General features: G+C 74.3%; 23 protein-coding genes. 17 read left to right on the top strand and 6 right to left on the bottom strand.

Annotated elements, in window-relative coordinates; translation table 11 throughout:
* Window positions 1–16: 16 nt before the first annotated feature.
* Window positions 17–931, bottom strand: a complete 915-nt coding sequence (locus tag FVA95_RS12630) for a DedA family protein (RefSeq protein WP_149664386.1) — start codon at window positions 929–931, stop codon at window positions 17–19.
* 146 nt (window positions 932–1077) lie between these two features.
* On the opposite strand from FVA95_RS12630, the gene FVA95_RS12625 reads away from it, so the two are divergent.
* The 6 genes from FVA95_RS12625 to FVA95_RS12600 are packed head-to-tail and all read left to right on the top strand — an operon-like array spanning window position 1078 to window position 4121.
* Window positions 1078–1539 carry a GNAT family N-acetyltransferase gene (locus FVA95_RS12625; protein ID WP_161992291.1) on the top strand — a complete coding sequence of 154 codons (462 nt, stop codon included), beginning with the start codon at window positions 1078–1080 and terminating at the stop codon, window positions 1537–1539.
* 7 nt (window positions 1540–1546) lie between these two features.
* On the top strand, window positions 1547–2032 hold the full coding sequence (locus tag FVA95_RS12620) for an NUDIX domain-containing protein (RefSeq protein ID WP_149664384.1): 486 nt from the start codon (window positions 1547–1549) through the stop codon (window positions 2030–2032).
* A gap of 9 nt (window positions 2033–2041) precedes the next feature.
* Window positions 2042–2296, top strand: coding sequence for a Rho termination factor N-terminal domain-containing protein (locus FVA95_RS12615; RefSeq protein WP_149664383.1), 255 nt, complete (start codon window positions 2042–2044; stop codon window positions 2294–2296).
* A 25-nt stretch (window positions 2297–2321) separates the two neighbouring features.
* Window positions 2322–3095: a 5-formyltetrahydrofolate cyclo-ligase gene (locus FVA95_RS12610; RefSeq protein WP_149664382.1), complete on the top strand. Its 774-nt coding sequence runs from the start codon at window positions 2322–2324 to the stop codon at window positions 3093–3095.
* Entirely contained in the window at window positions 3092–3607 is a 516-nt protein-coding gene (locus tag FVA95_RS12605; RefSeq protein ID WP_149664381.1) for an O-acetyl-ADP-ribose deacetylase, read from the top strand. Before FVA95_RS12610 ends, FVA95_RS12605 begins: the two co-directional genes overlap by 4 nt.
* 4 nt (window positions 3608–3611) lie before the next feature.
* Window positions 3612–4121, top strand: a complete 510-nt coding sequence (locus FVA95_RS12600; RefSeq protein WP_149664380.1) for a gamma carbonic anhydrase family protein — start codon at window positions 3612–3614, stop codon at window positions 4119–4121.
* Window positions 4122–4171: 50 nt separating this feature from the next.
* On the opposite strand, the gene FVA95_RS12595 is transcribed toward FVA95_RS12600, so the two are convergent.
* Window positions 4172–4828, bottom strand: coding sequence for a maleylpyruvate isomerase family mycothiol-dependent enzyme (locus FVA95_RS12595; protein ID WP_205015836.1), 657 nt, complete (start codon window positions 4826–4828; stop codon window positions 4172–4174).
* A 20-nt stretch (window positions 4829–4848) separates the two neighbouring features.
* Window positions 4849–5535 carry a FadR/GntR family transcriptional regulator gene (locus FVA95_RS12590; protein ID WP_240051443.1) on the bottom strand — a complete coding sequence of 229 codons (687 nt, stop codon included), beginning with the start codon at window positions 5533–5535 and terminating at the stop codon, window positions 4849–4851.
* 86 nt (window positions 5536–5621) lie between these two features.
* Here FVA95_RS12590 and FVA95_RS12585 point away from each other — a divergent pair, with 86 nt between their 5' ends.
* The 10 genes from FVA95_RS12585 (at window position 5622) to FVA95_RS12540 (ending at window position 15376) form a co-directional block, all read left to right on the top strand.
* Window positions 5622–6461 (top strand): (Fe-S)-binding protein, encoded by an 840-nt coding sequence (locus FVA95_RS12585; protein WP_164514856.1) that lies wholly within the window; start codon window positions 5622–5624, stop codon window positions 6459–6461.
* Entirely contained in the window at window positions 6458–7948 is a 1491-nt protein-coding gene (locus FVA95_RS12580; protein ID WP_149664379.1) for a lactate utilization protein B, read from the top strand. The genes FVA95_RS12585 and FVA95_RS12580 overlap by 4 nt, the downstream gene beginning before the upstream one ends.
* Window positions 7945–8595, top strand: a complete 651-nt coding sequence (locus FVA95_RS12575) for an LUD domain-containing protein (protein ID WP_149664378.1) — start codon at window positions 7945–7947, stop codon at window positions 8593–8595. Before FVA95_RS12580 ends, FVA95_RS12575 begins: the two co-directional genes overlap by 4 nt.
* Before the next feature lie 272 nt (window positions 8596–8867).
* Complete coding sequence (locus FVA95_RS12570; RefSeq protein ID WP_164514855.1) at window positions 8868–10340, top strand: ABC transporter substrate-binding protein; 1473 nt, start codon at window positions 8868–8870, stop codon at window positions 10338–10340.
* On the top strand, window positions 10340–11296 hold the full coding sequence (locus FVA95_RS12565) for an ABC transporter permease (RefSeq protein ID WP_149664377.1): 957 nt from the start codon (window positions 10340–10342) through the stop codon (window positions 11294–11296). Before FVA95_RS12570 ends, FVA95_RS12565 begins: the two co-directional genes overlap by 1 nt.
* Entirely contained in the window at window positions 11293–12168 is an 876-nt protein-coding gene (locus tag FVA95_RS31715; protein ID WP_149664376.1) for an ABC transporter permease, read from the top strand. The genes FVA95_RS12565 and FVA95_RS31715 overlap by 4 nt, the downstream gene beginning before the upstream one ends.
* Window positions 12165–13775, top strand: a complete 1611-nt coding sequence (locus FVA95_RS12555) for an ABC transporter ATP-binding protein (RefSeq protein WP_149664375.1) — start codon at window positions 12165–12167, stop codon at window positions 13773–13775. The genes FVA95_RS31715 and FVA95_RS12555 overlap by 4 nt, the downstream gene beginning before the upstream one ends.
* A gap of 55 nt (window positions 13776–13830) precedes the next feature.
* Complete coding sequence (locus tag FVA95_RS12550; protein WP_149664374.1) at window positions 13831–14499, top strand: GntR family transcriptional regulator; 669 nt, start codon at window positions 13831–13833, stop codon at window positions 14497–14499.
* A gap of 69 nt (window positions 14500–14568) precedes the next feature.
* Window positions 14569–14826, top strand: coding sequence for a LysR family transcriptional regulator (locus tag FVA95_RS12545; protein ID WP_149664373.1), 258 nt, complete (start codon window positions 14569–14571; stop codon window positions 14824–14826).
* On the top strand, window positions 14774–15376 hold the full coding sequence (locus tag FVA95_RS12540; protein WP_149664372.1) for a LysR substrate-binding domain-containing protein: 603 nt from the start codon (window positions 14774–14776) through the stop codon (window positions 15374–15376). Before FVA95_RS12545 ends, FVA95_RS12540 begins: the two co-directional genes overlap by 53 nt.
* 26 nt (window positions 15377–15402) lie before the next feature.
* Here FVA95_RS12540 and FVA95_RS12535 read toward each other — a convergent pair whose 3' ends face one another.
* The gene (locus FVA95_RS12535; protein ID WP_161992289.1) at window positions 15403–15984 is read right to left on the bottom strand and encodes a TetR family transcriptional regulator; all 582 of its coding nucleotides are present in this window, start codon (window positions 15982–15984) and stop codon (window positions 15403–15405) included.
* A 100-nt stretch (window positions 15985–16084) separates the two neighbouring features.
* On the opposite strand from FVA95_RS12535, the gene FVA95_RS12530 reads away from it, so the two are divergent.
* Complete coding sequence (locus FVA95_RS12530; protein ID WP_149664370.1) at window positions 16085–17563, top strand: cytochrome P450; 1479 nt, start codon at window positions 16085–16087, stop codon at window positions 17561–17563.
* Here FVA95_RS12530 and FVA95_RS12525 read toward each other — a convergent pair.
* Entirely contained in the window at window positions 17550–17993 is a 444-nt protein-coding gene (locus FVA95_RS12525; protein ID WP_240051442.1) for a phosphotransferase, read from the bottom strand. The two genes, FVA95_RS12530 and FVA95_RS12525, sit on opposite strands and share 14 nt — an antisense overlap.
* On the bottom strand, window positions 17962–18353 hold a 392-nt coding region (locus FVA95_RS12520), incomplete at its 5' end, for a transposase (protein WP_193564340.1). The genes FVA95_RS12525 and FVA95_RS12520, both read right to left, overlap by 32 nt.

Raw genomic sequence — 18353 nt, 5'->3', positions numbered from 1 at the left:
GGCCACGCCGGCCGGCTCACGCGGCGGGCGGGGCCTGCTGCTTCTGCTTGCGGCCCGCCTGCACCGAGACGACCACCACGAGTGCCAGGCTGATCCACAGCGCGTACTTGTCGATGGCGAGCACCACGTCGACGGCGTGCTGCCCGAGCCCGGCGACGAGTCCGGTGATCAGCGCGGCGCCGATCGCGTCGAACAGCAGGAACGTCGCGAGCCGCATCCTCCCCAGCCCGGCGACGGCGAACACCGCCGCGGCCGGGATACCGGGCAGCGCGGACGCCACCACGGCGATCGGCATCGCCCAGCGCGGCCAGCTGCGGATCCGGCCGACGAACCGCTTCGCGAGGTCACCGGGTGCCCACAACGCGACGATCTTCTCGCCCCACCGGCGCCCGGCCAGCCAGAACAACCAGTCGAACTTGATCATCCCGAACACGCCGGCGGCGATCACGACCCACAGGTCCGCCTCCCCGATCCGGGCGAACGCCGCGCCCGCGCCGATCGCGCAGAGGCTGCCGGTGACCGCGGCGAGCCACACCGGGTGCGACGCCAGCAGGAACGGCCGCAGCGGCATCGTCGCCAGCATGAACACGAGCAGGCCGAGGGTGGAGAAGACGAGCACCTTGTCGCCGCGCGACATCGGGTGGTCCCACGGCATCGCGTCGCGCCAGGCCTGCTTGCCCGCCTCGATCTCCTCCGGGCTGTAGTCACGCCGCCACCACCGCGTCCGTGCGGGGGCCTCGCCGTACCCGCCCGGGGCCGCCCCGTCCGCGGCGGACGCGAGCCGCTCCCCGGCGGGCGCGCCCGGCACCGCGGTCGCCACGCCGTCCGTGCCGTCGATGCCGGTAGTGCCGGTAGTGCCGGCAGTGCCGCCAGCGCCGTCGGTGACCGGCCCGCCCGGGTGCGCGGCCCGCCCGGTGTGGTCGTTCGTCATCGTCGTCCCCTCGTCCGATGGCGTTCCCTCGGCACACGACCCTAGGCCGGACGGGGTCCTGTCCGAATCCACAGGGAGGACGACATGCCCACCGCTCCGTCCTCGTCCGGGCGGAGGAGGAAACCGCGCGGCTACGCTCCCGCCCTGTGCCGCCGCCCGCCACACCGACCGACGGGCCTCCCCTCGACGCACCCGTCACCCTGCGTCCGCTGGTGCGCACGGACCTGCCCCTGCTGCAACGCTGGCCGGCCTCGCCGCACGTGCACCGGTGGTGGTTCCACGAGACCACCGACGAGGCCCTCGAACGCGACGTCGGGGCGGGGTTGCGCGAGGAGGAACCGGGCGAGGACCTCGTCGCCGAGCTCGGCGGTGTCCCGGTCGGGCTGGTCCAACGCGCCCGCTGGGCGGACCACCCCGACGACGTCGCACAGGTCCGTGGGCTGATCGACCTCCCGCCGGACGCGCTCGAGATCGACCACCTCATCGGCCCGGTGGAGCTGATCGGACACGGGCTGGGCCCGCGGATCATCGCCGCGGCCGTGGCCGAGGGCCGGGAGCGCTACCCGGACGCGACGGCGGTGGTCGTCCCGGTCGCCCGTCCGGGATGATCGCCGGATGACTCCCGTGACCAGCGCCGGCCTCCTGCTGCACCGGTCCGGCCCGAACGGCCCGCAGGTACTGCTCGGCCACATGGGCGGACCGTTCTGGGCCCGCAAGGACGACCACGCCTGGTCGCTGCCCAAGGGCGAGCACGGTCCCGACGAGAGCCCGCTCGACGCGGCCCGCCGCGAGTTCACCGAGGAGATCGGCGCCCCGCCACCCGACGGCGACCCGGTCCCGCTCGGCACGGTCCGCCAGTCCCGCAAGACCGTCACCGCCTTCGCGCTGGACGGGTCCGGCTTCACCGGCGCCGACGCCGTCGCCGATCGTCCCGACGACGGCAGCTGGGTCGAGATGGAGTGGCCGCCCCGCTCCGGGCACACCCTGCGCTTCCCCGAGCTGGACCGCGCCGCGTGGTTCGACCTCGCGACCGCCCGGGAGAAGATCGTGAAGGGGCAGGTGCCGCTGCTGGACAGGTTGGCGGAGCTGCTCGGCGGGTAGTCGACCGCCATGGCGAACAGCATCAAGGACGACGAGATGTACGAGCGCCTCCGCGAGGAGGGCAACTCCAAGGAGAAGTCCGCACGGATCGCGAACGCCGCGGCGGCGCAGGGACGCGACACCGTCGGCCGGCGCGGCGGCGAGCACGGCGACTACGAGAACCAGACCCGCGACGAGCTCTACGCCCAGGCGCAGAAGGTCGGCATCGAGGGCCGCTCGGACATGACCAAGGATGAGCTGATCGAGGCCCTGCGGAAGCACTGACCGGCGGCCTGGCAGTGTCGCGGGCATGAGCCGCCGTCACGACCACGACGCCGGGGGCGACCCCGAGACCCTCGCCCGCAAGGCGGAGCTGCGCGAGGAGGTCTGGACCGCGCTGACCGAGCAGAAGGCCTCCCGGTTCCCGGGTGCGCGGAACCGGATCTCGAACTTCGTCGGCGCGGAGGCCGCGGCCCGGCGGCTGCGCGAGCTGGACGTCTGGCGCGCCGCGCGAACCGTGAAGTCCAATCCGGACTCCGCACAGCTCCCGGTGCGGCAGTACGCGCTGGAGGACGGCAAGACCGTCTACATGGCCGTCCCCAGGCTGGCCGAGGACGACCCGTTCTTCCTCCTCGACCCCGACCACCTGGCCGACCCGCCCCGCCGGGCCGTGTCGATCAAGAATGCCACCCGGTCGGCCCGCCGCGTCGCCGTCGACGAGCTGGAGCCGGTGGACATCGTGGTCACCGGCTGTGTGGCGGTCGGCGCGGACGGAGCGCGGCTGGGCAAGGGCGGCGGGTTCGCCGACCTCGAGTTCGCGCTGGCCCGGGCGGCCGGGCTGATCTCCGACGACACCCTCGTCGTCACCACCGTGCACGAGCTCCAGCTCCGCGACGCCGGGGTGGTCCCGTGGGCCGACCACGACGCGCCGGTCGACCTCGTCGTCACCCCGGACCGCGTCGTCGACTGCCGGCAGCACCGACGCCGGCGCCCCGAGGGCGGCATCGTGTGGAGCTCCCTGACCGAGGACAAGATCGCGGCCATTCCGCTGCTGGGACGGCTGCGCGAGGAGGCACGCGCATGAGGATCGTCTGCGAGCGCGGGGACATCACCGAGGCCCGCGTCGACGCCGTCGTCAACGCCGCCAACTCCGGCCTCCGCGGCGGGGGCGGGGTCGACGGCGCCATCCACCGTCGCGGCGGGCCCGCGATCCTGGCCGAGTGCGAGCGGCTGCGCGCCACGGAGCTGCCCGACGGGCTCCCCACCGGCCAGGCCGTCGCGACGACCGCCGGGAACCTGCCCGCCCGCTGGGTGATCCACACGGTCGGCCCGGTGTACACGAAGCGCGAGGACCGGTCGGCGCTGCTGGCGAGCGCCTACCGCGAGTCGCTGCGGGTCGCCGACGAGCTCGGCGCCCGGACGGTCGCGTTCCCCGCCGTCTCGGCCGGGATCTACGGGTGGCCGCTCGACGACGCCGCCCGAATCGCCGTCGCCACCGTCCGGGAGGTCGCCGACGCGGGCATCGCGGTGACCGAGGTCCGGTTCGTCCTGTTCAGCGACGACGTCCTCGCCGCGTTCGAGACCGCCCTAGGCTGACCCCATGATCACCGTGAACGGCCACACCCCGCAGGTCCACGAGCAGGCCTGGGTGGCGCCCGGCGCCGTGCTGGCCGGCGAGGTGAGCGTCGGCGCGGAGACCGGGATCTGGTACACCTGCGTGGTCCGGGCCGACCTCGCCCCGATCACCCTCGGCGCCCGCACCAACGTCCAGGACGGCTCGGTCCTGCACGCCGACCCCGGCTTCCCGGCGACCATCGGCGACGGCGTCACCATCGGCCACCGCGCCGTCGTGCACGGCTGCACGGTGGCCGACGACGTGCTGATCGGCATGGGCGCGGTGCTCATGAACGGAGTGCACGTCGGCGCCGGGTCGCTGATCGCCGCGGGGGCGGTGCTCACCCAGGGCACGGTCGTGCCGCCCGGGTCGCTCGTCGCCGGGGTCCCGGGGAAGGTGCGTCGTGAACTGGGCGAGGCCGAACGGGACTCGATCCCGCTGTCGGCCGCCGCCTACGTCCACCTGCTGGGGCTGCACCGCGACGCGAACACCTGACGCACCGACCGGACCCGGCGGCCGGGTCCGGGCACGGGGCGTAGGCGGGGTCAGCGGCCGGTCGGGCGTCCGGCGAGGGTCGCGACGCCGTCCCCGGTCAGCCGGTCCAGCACGGCGGGGCGCCCGCACACGGCCAGCAGCACGTCGATCGCGCGTCCCCGCACCTGCGCGCCCTGCCCCGCGTCGAATCCGGCGTCGTCGGCGACGAACCGCAGCCCTGCCACCCGGCGCCGCGTGGTGAACGCGAGCGGAACCGTCCCGACCACGAAGTCGAGCGCGACGCGCACGTCGGCGGGGTCGGGATCGAACGGCAGCCCGAGCGGGACCGCGACGTCGCCGGTGTGCACGATCGCGTCGGTCATCGGGCCCCGCGCCCCGATGCCGGGCGGGGCGAAGGAGCTGTCGGCCCGCTCGCGCAGGACCGCGACCAGCTCCTCGACCGGGCGGGTCGCCTCCCGCCGCGCGGCCCGGTCGACCGCCCGGTCCAGGTTCCCCCGTGCCCGCAGCACCTGGACCAGGAACGACGGGATCGTCGTGGTCAACGCGGACACCAGGTGCCCGGCGACGGTCCGCACGTCCCACCCGGCGCACAGGCTCGGCGCCGCGCGCTGCGCCGCGTCGAGCGAGGACACCAGGTCGGCGAACGCACGACGATGGCGTGCGGAGATCTCGACGACGGCGGTGTCGGGCAGGTCGGAGGTGGTCACCGCGGCGAGCGTAGGGCAGATCAGACCCGGCCGTGGAAGGCACGGATGTGCGCCTCGATCCGGTCCGCCGCCAGCGTCGGGTCGCCGTCGGCGAGGGCCGCGTGGATCTCCCGGTGCTCGACCCGCAGCCGCTCGCGCAGTGCGGGCCAGTCCCCCTGGGACTGCATCGCCTCGAGCAGCATCCCGCGCACCGACTCCCGGATCGCCCGGGTCAGCTCCCCCACCAGCCGGTTCCCGGCGGCCGCGGCGATGGCGACGTGGAAGGCGATGTCGGCGTCGCTGAAGGCGGCCGGGTCGAGATCGGCGTCCATGACGTCCAGCGCGGCCGTCCATTCCAGCAGGTCCGACGCCGAGCGCCGGCGCGCGGCGAGCCCGGCGGAGAACCGTTCGAGCATGACCCTGGCCTCGGTGACGTCGTCGACCGGGAACGAGTCGACCGCCAGGTGCAGGGCCAGGACCCGGCCGAGCGCCCGCGCCGGGGCCGGGACGACGACCGTCCCGGAGTCGGCGCCGGTGCCCACCTGCGAGCGGATCACGCCCTGGGCCTGCAGCACCCGTAGCGCCTCGCGGACCGCCTGGCGGGAGGCGCCCAGCGTCGCGGCGAGCTCGCGCTCCGGCGGGAGCCGGTCCCCCGGGCGCCACTCGCCGCTCGTCAGGCGCTCCTCGACGTGGGCGAGCACCATCTCGTAGGCGGCGGGAACAGGCACGTCGTCCTCCTGCTTGTGTGTGGTCCGACCATACCGTTACCTTGGTCGGACCACACCCTCCGTCCCACCACGTCACCGGAGGCGCCATGCCGATCCCACCGCCCCGCGTCGGCCTCATGGTCACGTGTCTGAACGACGCCCTGTTCCCCGACACCGGCCGGGCCGTCGTGTCCCTGCTGCGCCGGCTCGGCGTCGATGTCGAGTTCCCGGCCGCCCAGACCTGCTGCGGCCAGCCGATGGTCAACACCGGCTACCTCGACGAGGCCGTCCCGCTCGTCCGCAACCACCTCGACGCCTTCGCCGGCTACGACGCCGTCCTCGCGCCGTCCGGCTCCTGCGCGGGTTCGGTGCGCCACCAGCACGGCCTGGTCGCGCGCCGCTCCGGCGATCCCGGCCTGGTCCGCGGCGTGGAGGCGGCACCGCCGGTCTACGAGCTGAGCGAGTACCTGGTCGACGTGCTCGGCGTCGTCGACGTCGGGGCCTACTTCCCGCACCGTGTCACCTACCACCCGACCTGCCACTCGCTGCGGATGCTCGGGGTCGGCGACCGGCCGACCCGGCTGCTGCGCGCGGTCCGCGGGCTGACCCTGCTCGACCTGCCGGGCGCGGCCGAGTGCTGCGGGTTCGGCGGGACGTTCGCGGTGAAGAACTCCGAGACCTCGATCGCGATGGGCAACGACAAGGCCCGCCACGTCCGGTCGACCGGCGCCGAAGTGCTCGTCGCCGGGGACAACTCCTGCCTGATGCACGTCGGTGGCCTGCTGTCGCGGCAGCGGTCGGGGATGCGGGTCATGCACCTGGCCGAGGTGCTGGCGCAGACCGAGCCGGTGGTCGACGGCGACGACCGGGCGGGCGACGAGCGCTCCGTCGGCAGCCGTGTCGATGCGCGTTCCGCGGAGCTGCGCGCCGGAGGGGTGGCCCGATGAGCGGCACGTTCCTCGGCACACCGGCGTTCCCGACGGCCGCGCGCGCCGCGCTGGAGGACTCGCAGCTGCGTCGCAACCTCGCGCACGCAACCGGGGTCATCCGCACCAAGCGGGCCGGCGTCGTCGGTGAGGTCGACGAGTGGGAGCAGCTGCGGCTGGCCGGTGAGGCGATCAAGAACCGGGTGCTGCGGCACCTGCCCGACTACCTGGAGCAGCTGGAACGCTCGCTGACCGCGGCCGGGGCCACCGTGCACTGGGCGCGCGACGCCGCCGAGGCCAACGCCGTCGTCGTCGACATCGCGCGGCGCCACGGCACCGACGAGGTCGTCAAGGTCAAGTCGATGGCCACCCAGGAGATCGACCTCAACTCGGCGCTGGAGGCCGCGGGCATCCACGCCTGGGAGACCGACCTCGCCGAGCTGATCGTGCAGCTGGGCGACGACCTGCCCAGCCACATCCTGGTCCCGGCGATCCACCGCAACCGTGCGGAGATCCGGGAGATCTTCCTGCGCGAGATGGGCCGCGCCGGACGCGCCGCGCCCGCGGACCTGACCGACGAGCCGAAGCGTCTCGCCGCCGCCGCCCGGGAGCACCTGCGGGAGAAGTTCCTGCGGGCGAAGGTGGCGGTGTCGGGGGCGAACTTCGCCGTCGCCGAGACCGGGACGCTCACCGTCGTCGAGTCCGAGGGCAACGGCCGGATGTGCCTGACCCTGCCCGAGGTGCTGGTGTCGGTGGTCGGGATCGAGAAGGTCCTGCCCACCTTCCAGGACCTGGACGTGATGCTGCAGCTGCTCCCCCGGTCCTCGACCGGCGAGCGGATGAACCCCTACACCTCCACCTGGACCGGGGTCACTCCCGGCGACGGGCCGCAGGAGGTGCACGTGGTGCTGCTGGACAACGGCCGCACCGACGTGCTCGCCGACCCGACCGGGCGGCAGGCGCTGCGCTGCATCCGCTGCTCGGCCTGCCTGAACGTGTGCCCGGTCTACGAGCGCACCGGTGGGCACGCCTACGGCTCGGTCTACCCGGGCCCGATCGGCGCGATCCTCACCCCGCAGCTGCGGGGGGTGGGCAGCGACCCCCAGACCGACTCGCTGCCCTACGCCTCCAGCCTGTGCGGGGCGTGCTTCGAGGTCTGCCCGGTGCGCATCGACATCCCGGAGGTGCTGGTGCACCTGCGCGCCGAGGTCGTCGACGCGCACAAGCGGGCGAGCCGGGTGCCGTCGGTGCAGGACGTCGCGATGCGGGCGGCGTCGTGGACGCTGTCCTCGGCGACGCGGACCGGTGCCGCGGAGAAGGCGGCCGGGCTCGGCGGTCGCCTGGTCGCGCGGCTGGGACGCACCGTCCCCGGCGGGCGGACCGTGCTGGGTGCGGTCCCCGGTCCGGCGAGCCCGTGGGCGGACTCGCGCGACGTCCCGGTGCCTGCGGAGGAGTCGTTCCGGGAGTGGTGGAAACGGACGGACGGCGGCCGAAGGGGCATCCGATGAGCGCGCGTGAGGCGATCCTGGCGAAGGCCCGGCGGGCCCTGGCCGACGTGCCCGACGTCGAGCCGGTGCTCGACGTCGAGGTGGTCCGCCCGGTGCCCGACCGGTCACTGTCGCACGCTCAGGTCGTGGACCTGTTCGACGAGCGGGTCGCGGACTACCGCGCCGTCGTCGAGCGGGCGGCCCCGGACACCGCGGCGGCGCGGGTCGCCGGCGCGCTGGCGGGCCGGACCCCGCTCGCGGGCTCCGGCGCGCTGCGGATCCTGGTGCCACCGGGCTTCCCTGCCGGGCTGGTGCCCGCCGACGTCGAGGTCGTCACCGACGGGCCCGGCGTCGCGGTGTCCGAGCTGGACCGGTGTGACGGGGTGCTGTCGACGGCCGCGATCGGCATCGCCGAGACCGGCACGATCATCCTCGACCACGGACCGGGCCAGGGCCGTCGCGCCGCGACCCTGGTACCGGACCTGCACGTCTGTGTGATCCGCGCCGACCAGATCGTGGCCGGGGTGCCGGAGGCGGTGGCGGCGTTGGACCCGGTGCGGCCGCAGACCTGGATCAGCGGGCCGAGTGCGACCAGCGACATCGAGCTGGACCGGGTCGAGGGCGTGCACGGGCCGCGGACGCTGCACGTGGTGATCGTCGGGGGCTGACCCCTCGTCGGGTCCACCGGCCAGGTGGCCCGACGTCGGGGTGGGGATCCGGAAACGTGATCGTGACACCGGAAGGGCTATCGCGACCGTCCGGACGGCCGTACGGTCGCCGGCAATGTATACAACGGTGCGACTCGCGGTGGTGCTGCTCGGTGCCCTGCTGCTGACCGGCTGCATCGCGGTGCAGCCGGTGCTGCCGGCACCTCCGCGCCCGGTGGTCCCCGGCGCGGCCGCCTCCCGGCACCCCGGTCCGCGACGGCGGCGACCTGGTCATGGGGCTGTCCAGCGAACCCGACCGCCTGGACCCGACCACGTCGTCGTCGCTCTACACGCGCTACGTCATGAGCTCGATCTGCGAGAAGCTCTACGACATCGACGCCGAGGGCACGGTGCTCCCCCAGCTCGCGACGGCGCTGCCGAAGGTCAGCGCCGACGGCCGCTCGGTGGAGATCACCGTGCGTGACGGGGTCCGGTTCGCCGACGGCGCCCCGCTCGACGCCGCCGCGGTCGTCACCACGCTGCGCCGCCACCTCACGCTGCCGGACTCGAGCCGCCGTTCCGAGCTCGGTCCCGTCGCGGGCATCGACGCGACCGGACCGCGCACGGTGCGGATCCGCTACGAGCGACCGTTCGCGCCGCTGACGGCGTCGTTGGCCGACCGCGCGGGCATGATCATGTCCCCGACCGCGCTGGCCCGGCCCGGCTTCGAGTTCTCCGCCGACCCGGTCTGCGTCGGACCGTTCCGCTTCGCCGAGCGCATCCCGCAGACCTCGATCACCGTCGTGCGGGCCCCGCTCTACTACGCCGCCGACGAGGTCCACCTGGACTCGATCACCTACCGGATCATGAACGACGCCAACATCCGGGCGGCGAACCTGCGCAGCGGGGACGTCGACGTGGCCGACACGATCTCCCCGCAGGACGTCGACGCGCTGTCCCGCGAGACCGACGTGCGTGTCCTGCAGATCCCCTCGCTCGGGTACCAGGCGATGACGGTCAACATCGGCAACACCGCCGGCACCGGGAACCCGCCGGGGCGCATCGACACCCCCCTGGCGCGCGACCCGCGCGTGCGACGGGCGCTCGCCCTGTCCGTGGACCGGACCGTGCTGGTCAACGCGGTGTTCAACAACTGGTACGAACCCGCCTGCTCGCCGATCCCGCCGGGGAGCACCTACGCGAGCCCGGCGAGCGACGCCTGCCCGCCCTACGACCCGGAGGAGTCCCGCAGGCTGTTGGCCAGTGCCGGTGCCCCGGTGCCGTACCCGGTGACGATGAAGGTCTCCAACTCCCCGGACACGCTGCGGCTGGCCCAGGCGCTGCAGGCCGCGGTCGCCCAGGGCGGGTTCGCGATCACCGTGGAGCCGGTGGAGTACTCCACTCTGCTCGACGTCCAGGACCGTGGTGACTTCGACCTGCTGCAGCTGGGCTGGTCGGGCCGGGTGGACCCGCACGGCAACATCGCCTCGTTCCTCACCACCGGGGCGGGCAGCAACTACTCCGGCTACTCCGACGCAGGCGTCGACGAGCTGATCCGCCGGGCCGCGGCGACGATCGACCCGGCCGCCCGGGCGGCCCTCTACGGACAGGTGGTGGAACGGGTGCAGCGCGACAACCCGATCATCTACCTGTACCGCCTGCGGAACCTCACGGCGCACTCCGCGGACGTCGTCGGCGTGCAGACCTTCGCCGACGGCGTCGTGCGGCTGGGCCGGGCCGCGTTCGTCGACGGCGAGGTGGGCTGATGCTGCGCTACCTGGCGGTGCGGGCCGGGCAGGGCCTGGTCACCCTGCTGCTGGCCTCGGTGGTCGTGTTCGCCGGCGTCCGGGCGCTGCCCGGCGACCCGGCGCTGGCCCTGGCCGGGGAGGAGGCGACACCGGAGACCGTCGCCGCGATCCGCGACCGGCTCGGCCTGGACGGGTCGCTGGTCGAGCAGTACCTGCGGTTCCTGGGCAGCGCGCTGACCGGAGACCTGGGCGAGTCGACCCGGACCGGGACCCCGGTGACCGAGCTGATCGCGGCGACACTGCCGGTCACGGCGTGGCTGTCGCTGTACGCGATCATCGTCGCCGTCGTCGCCGGGATGGCCGCCGGGACGCTGGCCGCGGTGTACCGCGGACGCGGGGTGGACGCGGCCGTCAGCGGCCTGTCGCTGGTCTCGCTGTCGGTGCCGAACTTCTGGCTCGGACTGCTGGCGATCCTCTACCTCGCGGTCGGGCTCGGGCTGTTCCCCGCCTCGGGCTACGTCGCCGTCACCGACGACCCGCTGCGCGCGGTGTGGCACCTCACCCTGCCCGCGCTGATCCTCGGGACGGGGCTCGCCGCCATCGTCATGCGCCAGACCCGTGCGGCCATGGTGGACACCCTGACCGCCGACTTCGTGCGCACCGCACGAGCGAAGGGGGTCTCCCGTGGCGCCGTGGTGCTGCGGCACGCCCTGCGCAACAGCCTGCTCGTGGTCCTGACGATCGTCGGCCTGCAGCTGGGCGGGCTCGTGTCCGGCGCCGTCGTGACCGAGCGGATCTTCGGGCTGCCCGGCTTCGGGAAGCTCACGCTCGACTCGGTCTTCACCCGGGACTACCCGGTGATCCAGGGAGTGGTGCTCGTCGTGACGCTCGCCTACATCGTCATCAACCTGGCGGTCGATGTCCTCTACTCGGTCGTGGACCCGCGGGTCAGGGTCGAGGGGAGGTCGCGATGACCGCCGTCGAACCCGTCGGGCCCCAGCCGACCGCGCCGTCCGGCGGCCGGGTGCTCGCCGCGTTCCTGCGGAGCCGCTCCGGGCTCGTCGGCGGGGTGCTGCTCGTCCTGGTCGTGCTGGCCGCGCTGCTCGCCCCGGTCCTCGCGCCCCACTCCCCCGGCGCGGTGCACTTCGAGACCCCGTTCCAGCTGCCGCGCACCGTCGGGTTCCCGCTGGGCACCGACGACCTGGGCCGCGACGTGCTGTCCCGGATCCTGTACGGCACCCGGGCGTCGTTGCAGGTGGGACTGCTCGCCGTGGCGCTGGCCGTGCTGGTGGGCACGCCGCTGGGGCTCGCCGCCGGATGGTGGCGGGCGGCCGACGTCGTGGTGTCGCGGCTGACCGACCTGACCCTGGCGTTCCCGTTCCTGATCGTCGCGGTGGGACTGGCCGCGATCCACGGCGCGAGCCTGAGCGGCGCGGCGATCGCGCTCGGTGTGGCGCAGGTGCCGACGATGATCCGCGTCGTGCGCGCGGAGACGCTGAGGCTGCGGGAACGGGAGTTCGTGCTGGCGGCGAAGACGATGAACGCCTCGGGACCCCGGGTGCTGCTGACCCACGTCCTGCCCAACGCGGCGTCCTCGGTGATCGTGCAGGCGACCGTGATCATGCCGGTGGCGGTGATCGGCGAGGCGCTGCTGTCGTTCCTCGGCCTCGGGATCCAACCACCGGACCCGAGCCTGGGCATCATGCTGTCCGACGCCCAGCAGTACCTCTACCGGGCTCCGTGGTCGGCGGTGTTCCCCGGCCTCGCGATCCTGCTGATCTGCCTGGCGTTCAACCTCGTCGGCGACGCGCTGCGCGACGCCCTGTCCCCGGGGGCACGACAGTGAGCACGCTGCTGGAGCTGCGCGGTCTGCGGGTGGGGTACGCCGACTCCCGCGGCACCGTCACCGACGTGCTGCACGGGGTCGACCTCGCGGTCGGCCGCGGGGAGAAGGTCGCCGTGGTCGGCGGGTCCGGGTCCGGGAAGTCGACGGCCGCGGCGGCCGCGCTCGGCCTGCTGCCGGGCACCGGGCGGGTGACCGGCGGGCGCATCCTCTTCGACGGCGAGGACCTCACCACCGCCGGGGAAGCCCGGCTGCGGGCGCTGCGCGGGGCGCGGATCGGTCTCGTCCCGCAGGACCCCATGTCCAACCTGAACCCGGTGCACCGGGTCGGCGCGCAGATCGCCGAGGCCCTGACGACCCACCGGCTGGCGCGCGGCCGGGCGGCGCGGGACCGGGCCGTGGAGCTGATGGCCGAGGCCGGGATCCCGGACCCCGCGCGCCGGGCGCGGCAGTACCCGCACGAGTTCTCGGGAGGCATGCGGCAGCGGGTGCTGATCGCGATGGCGCTCGCCGCCGAGCCGGACCTGCTGCTGGCCGACGAGCCGACCTCGGCCCTCGACGTCACGGTGCAGCGGCGGATCCTCGACCACCTCGCCGGGCTGACCGACGCCCGCGGCACGGCGATGCTGCTCATCACCCACGACCTCGCGCTGGCCGCCGAGCGCGCCGACCGGGTGGTGGTCATGCACGAGGGCCACGTCGTCGAGACCGGGCCGGCCGAGCGCATCCTGACCCGGCCCGACGACGACTACACCCGCCGCCTGGTCGCCGCGGCACCCGCGATCGGCGGCGGGACCCGCGCCGCCGAGCCCCCCGCGCCGCCGCGACCGGTGCTCGAGGTGACCGGCCTGGTCCGCGAGTTCCGGGTGCGTGGCTCCCGTGAACGGGTCCGCGCCGTCGACGACGTGTCGTTCACCGTCGACGCCGGCACCACCACCGCCCTCGTCGGGGAGTCCGGGTCGGGCAAGACGACGACCGCGCGCATCGTCCTCGGGCTGGACCGGCCGACGGCGGGCACCGTGACCGTGTCGGGGACCGATCCGTTCCGCTCGTCACGACGGGAACGGGCGATGGTGCGCCGCACCATGCAGCCGGTGTTCCAGGACCCCTACGGCTCGCTGGACCCCACGTCCACGGTCGCGCGGATCGTCGACGAGCCGTTGCGGGTGCTGCGGATCGGGGACACCGCGTCGCGGCGCGACCGGGTCGCCGAGCTCCTGGACCAGGTGGCCCTGCCATCGGGGGTGGCACCACGTCGCCCGGACGAGCTGTCCGGCGGCCAGCGGCAGCGGGTCGCGATCGCCAGGGCGCTGGCCGCCCGGCCGCAGCTCGTCGTGTGCGACGAGGCCGTCTCCGCCCTGGACGTGCTGGTGCAGGAGCAGATCCTGGAGCTGCTGACCGGCCTGCAGCGCGACCTGGGGGTGTCGTTGCTGTTCATCACCCACGATCTCGCGGTCGTGCGCCAGGTCGCCCACCGCGTCGTGGTGCTGCGCGCGGGCGCTGTGGTCGAGCAGGGCGCGACCGCACGCGTGGTCGACGCCCCCGCGCAGGACTACACCCGCGAGCTGCTCGCCGCGATCCCCGGGCGCGACGTCGGCGCCACCCCCTGACGACCGGACGGGCACGTGCGTCCACACTGCACCGGCGGCGTGGAGGAGGGTCCGGGTGGACGGGCAGGACGGCGGTAACCGGTACGGCTCGGCCGACGGCAAGGCGCGGCGGGTGCTCGCGGCGCTGCGGTCGGACATCGTGACCGGGGTGCTCGCCCAGGGCGAGCGGCTGACCGAGGCCCGGCTGTGCGAGCGCTACCGGGTCTCGCGTGTCCCGGTGCGCGAGGCGCTGCGCACGCTCGCCGTCCAGGGTTTCGTCGAGGTCCGTCCGAACCAGGGTGCCACCGTCGCCACCATCGACGATGCCGACGCCGAGGACCTGTTCGCCGTGCGCGGCACCATCGAGGAGATCGCCGCGGCCCGCTGCGCGGCGCGGGTGGCCGGGGGCGAGGACGCGGTGGTGGACCTGCTCGGGCGGCTCGTCGCCGAGGGCGAGGCCGAGCTGGCGTCCGGCCGGACCGAACGGCTGCCGGAGCTCAACACCCGCTTCCACCTCGCCATCGCCGAGCACAGCGGGTCGGCGTCGCTGCCGTCGCTGCTGCGGCACGTCTCCGACCGGATCGAATGGATCTACGCGATGGGGGTGTCCGTTGCCGGTCCGCGGTCGTGGGCCGAGCACCGGGCCATCCTCGCGGCGATCGCGGCGGGTGATCCGGCGTCGGCGGGGGCCCTGGCCCGGGCACACGTCGAACGCGCCGAGCGCCATCACCGCGGGGTGGGCTGATCGCGCCGTCGGACCGTCGACCTCCCCGGCACCGGACAGTGCCGATCGGCCTCGCCGGCGTGGGCCGGCATGCGGACCTGCCGCGGGCCGTCGGGCCGGGCGGCGCTGTTCGAGCGGACCACCCGCCGGGTCGCGCTCGCCGACGCGGGCCCGGCCCTGGTCGCGCCCGCCCGCACCACGCTGGCCGCGGCCGCCTCCGCCCGCGACGCCGTCGAGGAGGTGACCGGGGGGATCCGCGGCACCGTCACCGTCGGGATCATGCACGCCCTGCCCGGTGTCGACCCGGCGGCGCTGCTCCAGCGGTTCCACCAGCAGTGGCCCCGGTGACGATCGCCCCGGCACCGCCCCCGACGGGACCGCCGGGCTCGTGCGTGGTGTGCGTGAGCACCGCCTCGACCTCGCCCTCGCCGCGGTCGATCCCTCCGCGTGCCCACCGGCGATCGAGGCGCACGAGCTGTTCCGGGAACCGATCCGGCTCGCCTGCCCGCCCGGGCACCGGCTCTCCGGTCGTGAGCGTGTGTCCCTCACCGAGCTCCGCGGCGAACCGTTCATCGACGTGCCGCCCGGCTGGGGCAGCCGGGAGAGCGTCGACCGGGTCCTCGCCGCCCACGGTGTCGCGCGCGAGGTGGCCATCGAGGTGGGAGACGTCGCCACCGTCGCCGAGCTGGTCCGCGCGGGGCTCGGACTGGCGCTGATAGCGCCGTCCTCGGCGCCCGAGCCGGTCCGCCATCGGCTCGTCGACCTCTCACCACATCCCGAGTTCGTCGTCTCCCTGATCACCGCACGCGACCGGATCCCGTCCGTCGCCGCCGGCCGGCTGATCGGTCTGGTCCGGCACGCCGCCGGGGAGGCCGGCGGCACGCCTGCCACGCCGTGACCGGGGCGGGACGACCTCCCACGAGCTCACACCCCGTCGTCGCCGAGCGTCCGCACCACCACGGTCGCGATGTCCTCCGCCGAGCGCGACGCCGGGCCCACGGGGAGCACCAGGTGGCTGACCGTGAGCCGGGCAGCGGTCTCCGCGGCGAGCCGCACGTCGCGCTCGCGGGCCCCGGGCCGGACCCGGCGCAGGTAACCCGCGGACCGCTCGGCCGCGGCCGCGATGATCGGGCCGGAGTCGGTGCCGAACGCGGACGGGACCGCCGCGTCGCCGCTGAGCAGGGCCTTGAGCAGCGGGTTCTCGGCCCCCTCGGTGAGGGCGGCGCCGACGGCGGCGACCCAGGCCGCGTGCAGGTCGGTCTCGCCGTCGAGGGCGGCCTCGATCCGGTCGAGGAACCGGTCGGTGGCCCGCAGCACCAGGGCGGCGGCGAGCCCGTCGCGGTCGCCGAACTCGCTGTAGAGGGTCTGCCGGCTGACCCCGACCCGGCGGGCGAGCTCGGGCATCGACGGGCGTTCCCCCGCGACCGCGAGGCGTTCGGCGACGTCGAGCACCTCGCCGCGCAGCTCGTCGCGGGCCCGCCGCGCCATCGTCCGCCGCTCGCTCATGGCCGACATCATGCCACGACCCGTCCATCGTCTGGACAGTTTTACAAGAAGTGTCTAACTTCGGCCGGGACACCGCCGTCGACGTCCGAGGAGCAAGCCCGTGAAGCTGGTGCAGCAGGCGCGTGAGCGCTGGTCGTCCGTCCTCACCCTGCCCGCACCCGAGGCGGTCGACCGGTCGCTGCTGACCGGCGCCGTGCGGGGCCGGCGCCCCGCGGCGTTCGGCCCGGTGCCCGAGGGGCTGCGCGAGGTGCCCGGCGACGACGGGCTCCCCGTTCTCGGTCACGCCCTGACCTACGTCCGGTTCGGGCACCGGTTCACCCGCGCCCGCTCCGAGGCACTCGGTCCGGTCTGGTGGATGCGCACCCCCAACGGCCGGGCGATCGTCGTGACCGGCCCGGCCGCGACCCGGGAGGTGCTCACCAACCGCGACAAGGCGTTCTCCCAGGAGGGGTGGCGCGCGACGGTCGACGCGTTCTTCCACCGCGGCCTGATGCTGCTCGACTTCGACGAGCACCGCGCGCACCGGCGGATCATGCAGGAGGCGTTCACCGCGGACCGGATCTCCCGCTACGTCGCCGCGACCACCCCCGTCGTGCGCGAGGTGCTGCCGACCTGGCCGGAGCGGCTGCGGCTCTACCCGGCGCTCAAGCGGCTCACCCTGGACGTGGCGCAGGCGGTGTTCATGGACGCCCGCTCCGGAGCCGCCGAGAGCAGCGCAGGCGGAACGAGCATGCACACTGCCGAGGCGGTGAACCGGGCGTTCGTCGACTGCGTCCGGGCGGCGAACTCCTTCGTCCGCAAGGACCTGCCCGGGACCCGCTGGCGGCGCGGGCTGCGCGGACGGGTCGTGCTGGAGAACTGGTTCCGGGAGAACCTGGCGGCCAAGCGCGCGGGTGAGGGCACCGACCTGTTCTCGGCGCTGTGCCACGCCCGCACCGACGACGGCGAGGTGTTCTCCGACGACGACGTCGTCAACCACATGATCTTCCTGATGATGGCCGCCCACGACACGTCCACCACCACCACGGCCTCGGCGGCGCACCACCTCGCCCGCAACCCGGTCTGGCAGGAACGCTGCCGCGCCGAGTCCGACGCGCTCGCCGAGCGGATCGGGGGCCGCGTCCCGACCGTGGCCGAGCTGCGCGAGCTGACGTCGCTGGACCTGGTGATCCGGGAGGCGCTGCGGCTCGACGCACCGGTTCCGCTGGTCATGCGGACGGCGGTGAAGGACACCGCGGTGGCCGGGCACCACGTCCCGGCCGGGACACGGGTCGTCGTCGCGCAGGCGGTGAACCACTACGACCGCTCCTGCTGGACCGACCCGGAGCGCTTCGATCCCGAGCGGTTCGGGCCCGGCCGCCGCGAGGACCGCTCCGACCGCGACGCGTGGATCCCGTTCGGCGGCGGCGTGCACAAGTGCATCGGACTGCACTTCGGGACCCTCGAGGTCACCGCCATCCTGCACGAGATGCTGCGCAGGTACCGGTGGACCGTCGAGCCGTCCTACCGGTTGCGCTGGGACAACACCTCGCTGCCGGTGCCGGTGGGCGGGATCCCGGTGCGGCTCACCCCGCGCTGAGTCCCCACTCGTCGCGGGCGATCCGCACGGCCAGCTCCAGCAGCGCGACGGCCGCGGCGTGCAGCCGCTCCCCCACCGCGCGCTCCGCCTCGCCCGCGGCGACCCGTGCCCAGGTGCCCTCCAGCACGACGCCCAGCTTGAACGCGGCCAGCCCCGCGTACCAGGTGTTGCCGGTGGTGTCGCGGCCGCCCGCATCGGTGTAGGCGGCGACGAGCTCGGCCCGGGTGGGGAGACCGCCGTGCCCGGCGAGCTCGGTCCCCGCGCCGAACCCGACCGGGTCGACCGGCCAGGTGACCAGCAGCCAGCCGAGGTCGAGCAGCGGGTCGCCGACGGTGCACATCTCCCAGTCGACGAGTGCCGCCGGGTCTGTAACGAGAACGGTGGTTCCGGCGATGTTGTCAGTAGTGCTCGGCGCCCGGCCAGCGGTCACCGAAAGTGATGGCGAAGGCGTTGAGGACTGGCTTCCAGCGCATCATCCATCGGGTGTGGCCTCGTCCGGTCGGGTCGAGGCTGCGGGTGACAAGGTACAGACATTTCATCGCGGCCTGCTCGCTGGGGAAATGCCCTCGCGCTCGGACCGCTCGCCGGTAGCGGGCGTTCAACGATTCGATCACGTTCGTCGTACAGATCACCCTCCGGACCTCGATGTCGTAGTCGAGGAACGGCACGAACTCGGTCCAGGCGTTACGCCACAAACGTATCATCGCCGGATAGGCTCGCCCCCACTCGTCATCGAGATCATCCAGCGCGGCTGCAGCGGCATCGGCGGTGGACGCGGTGTAAATAGCTC

The sequence above is a fragment of the Pseudonocardia sp. EV170527-09 genome, from assembly GCF_008369905.1.
Taxonomy (GTDB): Bacteria; Actinomycetota; Actinomycetes; order Mycobacteriales; family Pseudonocardiaceae; genus Pseudonocardia.
The sequence above is the reverse complement of the archived record's forward strand: the minus strand, read 5'-3'. Positions and strand labels throughout refer to the sequence as shown.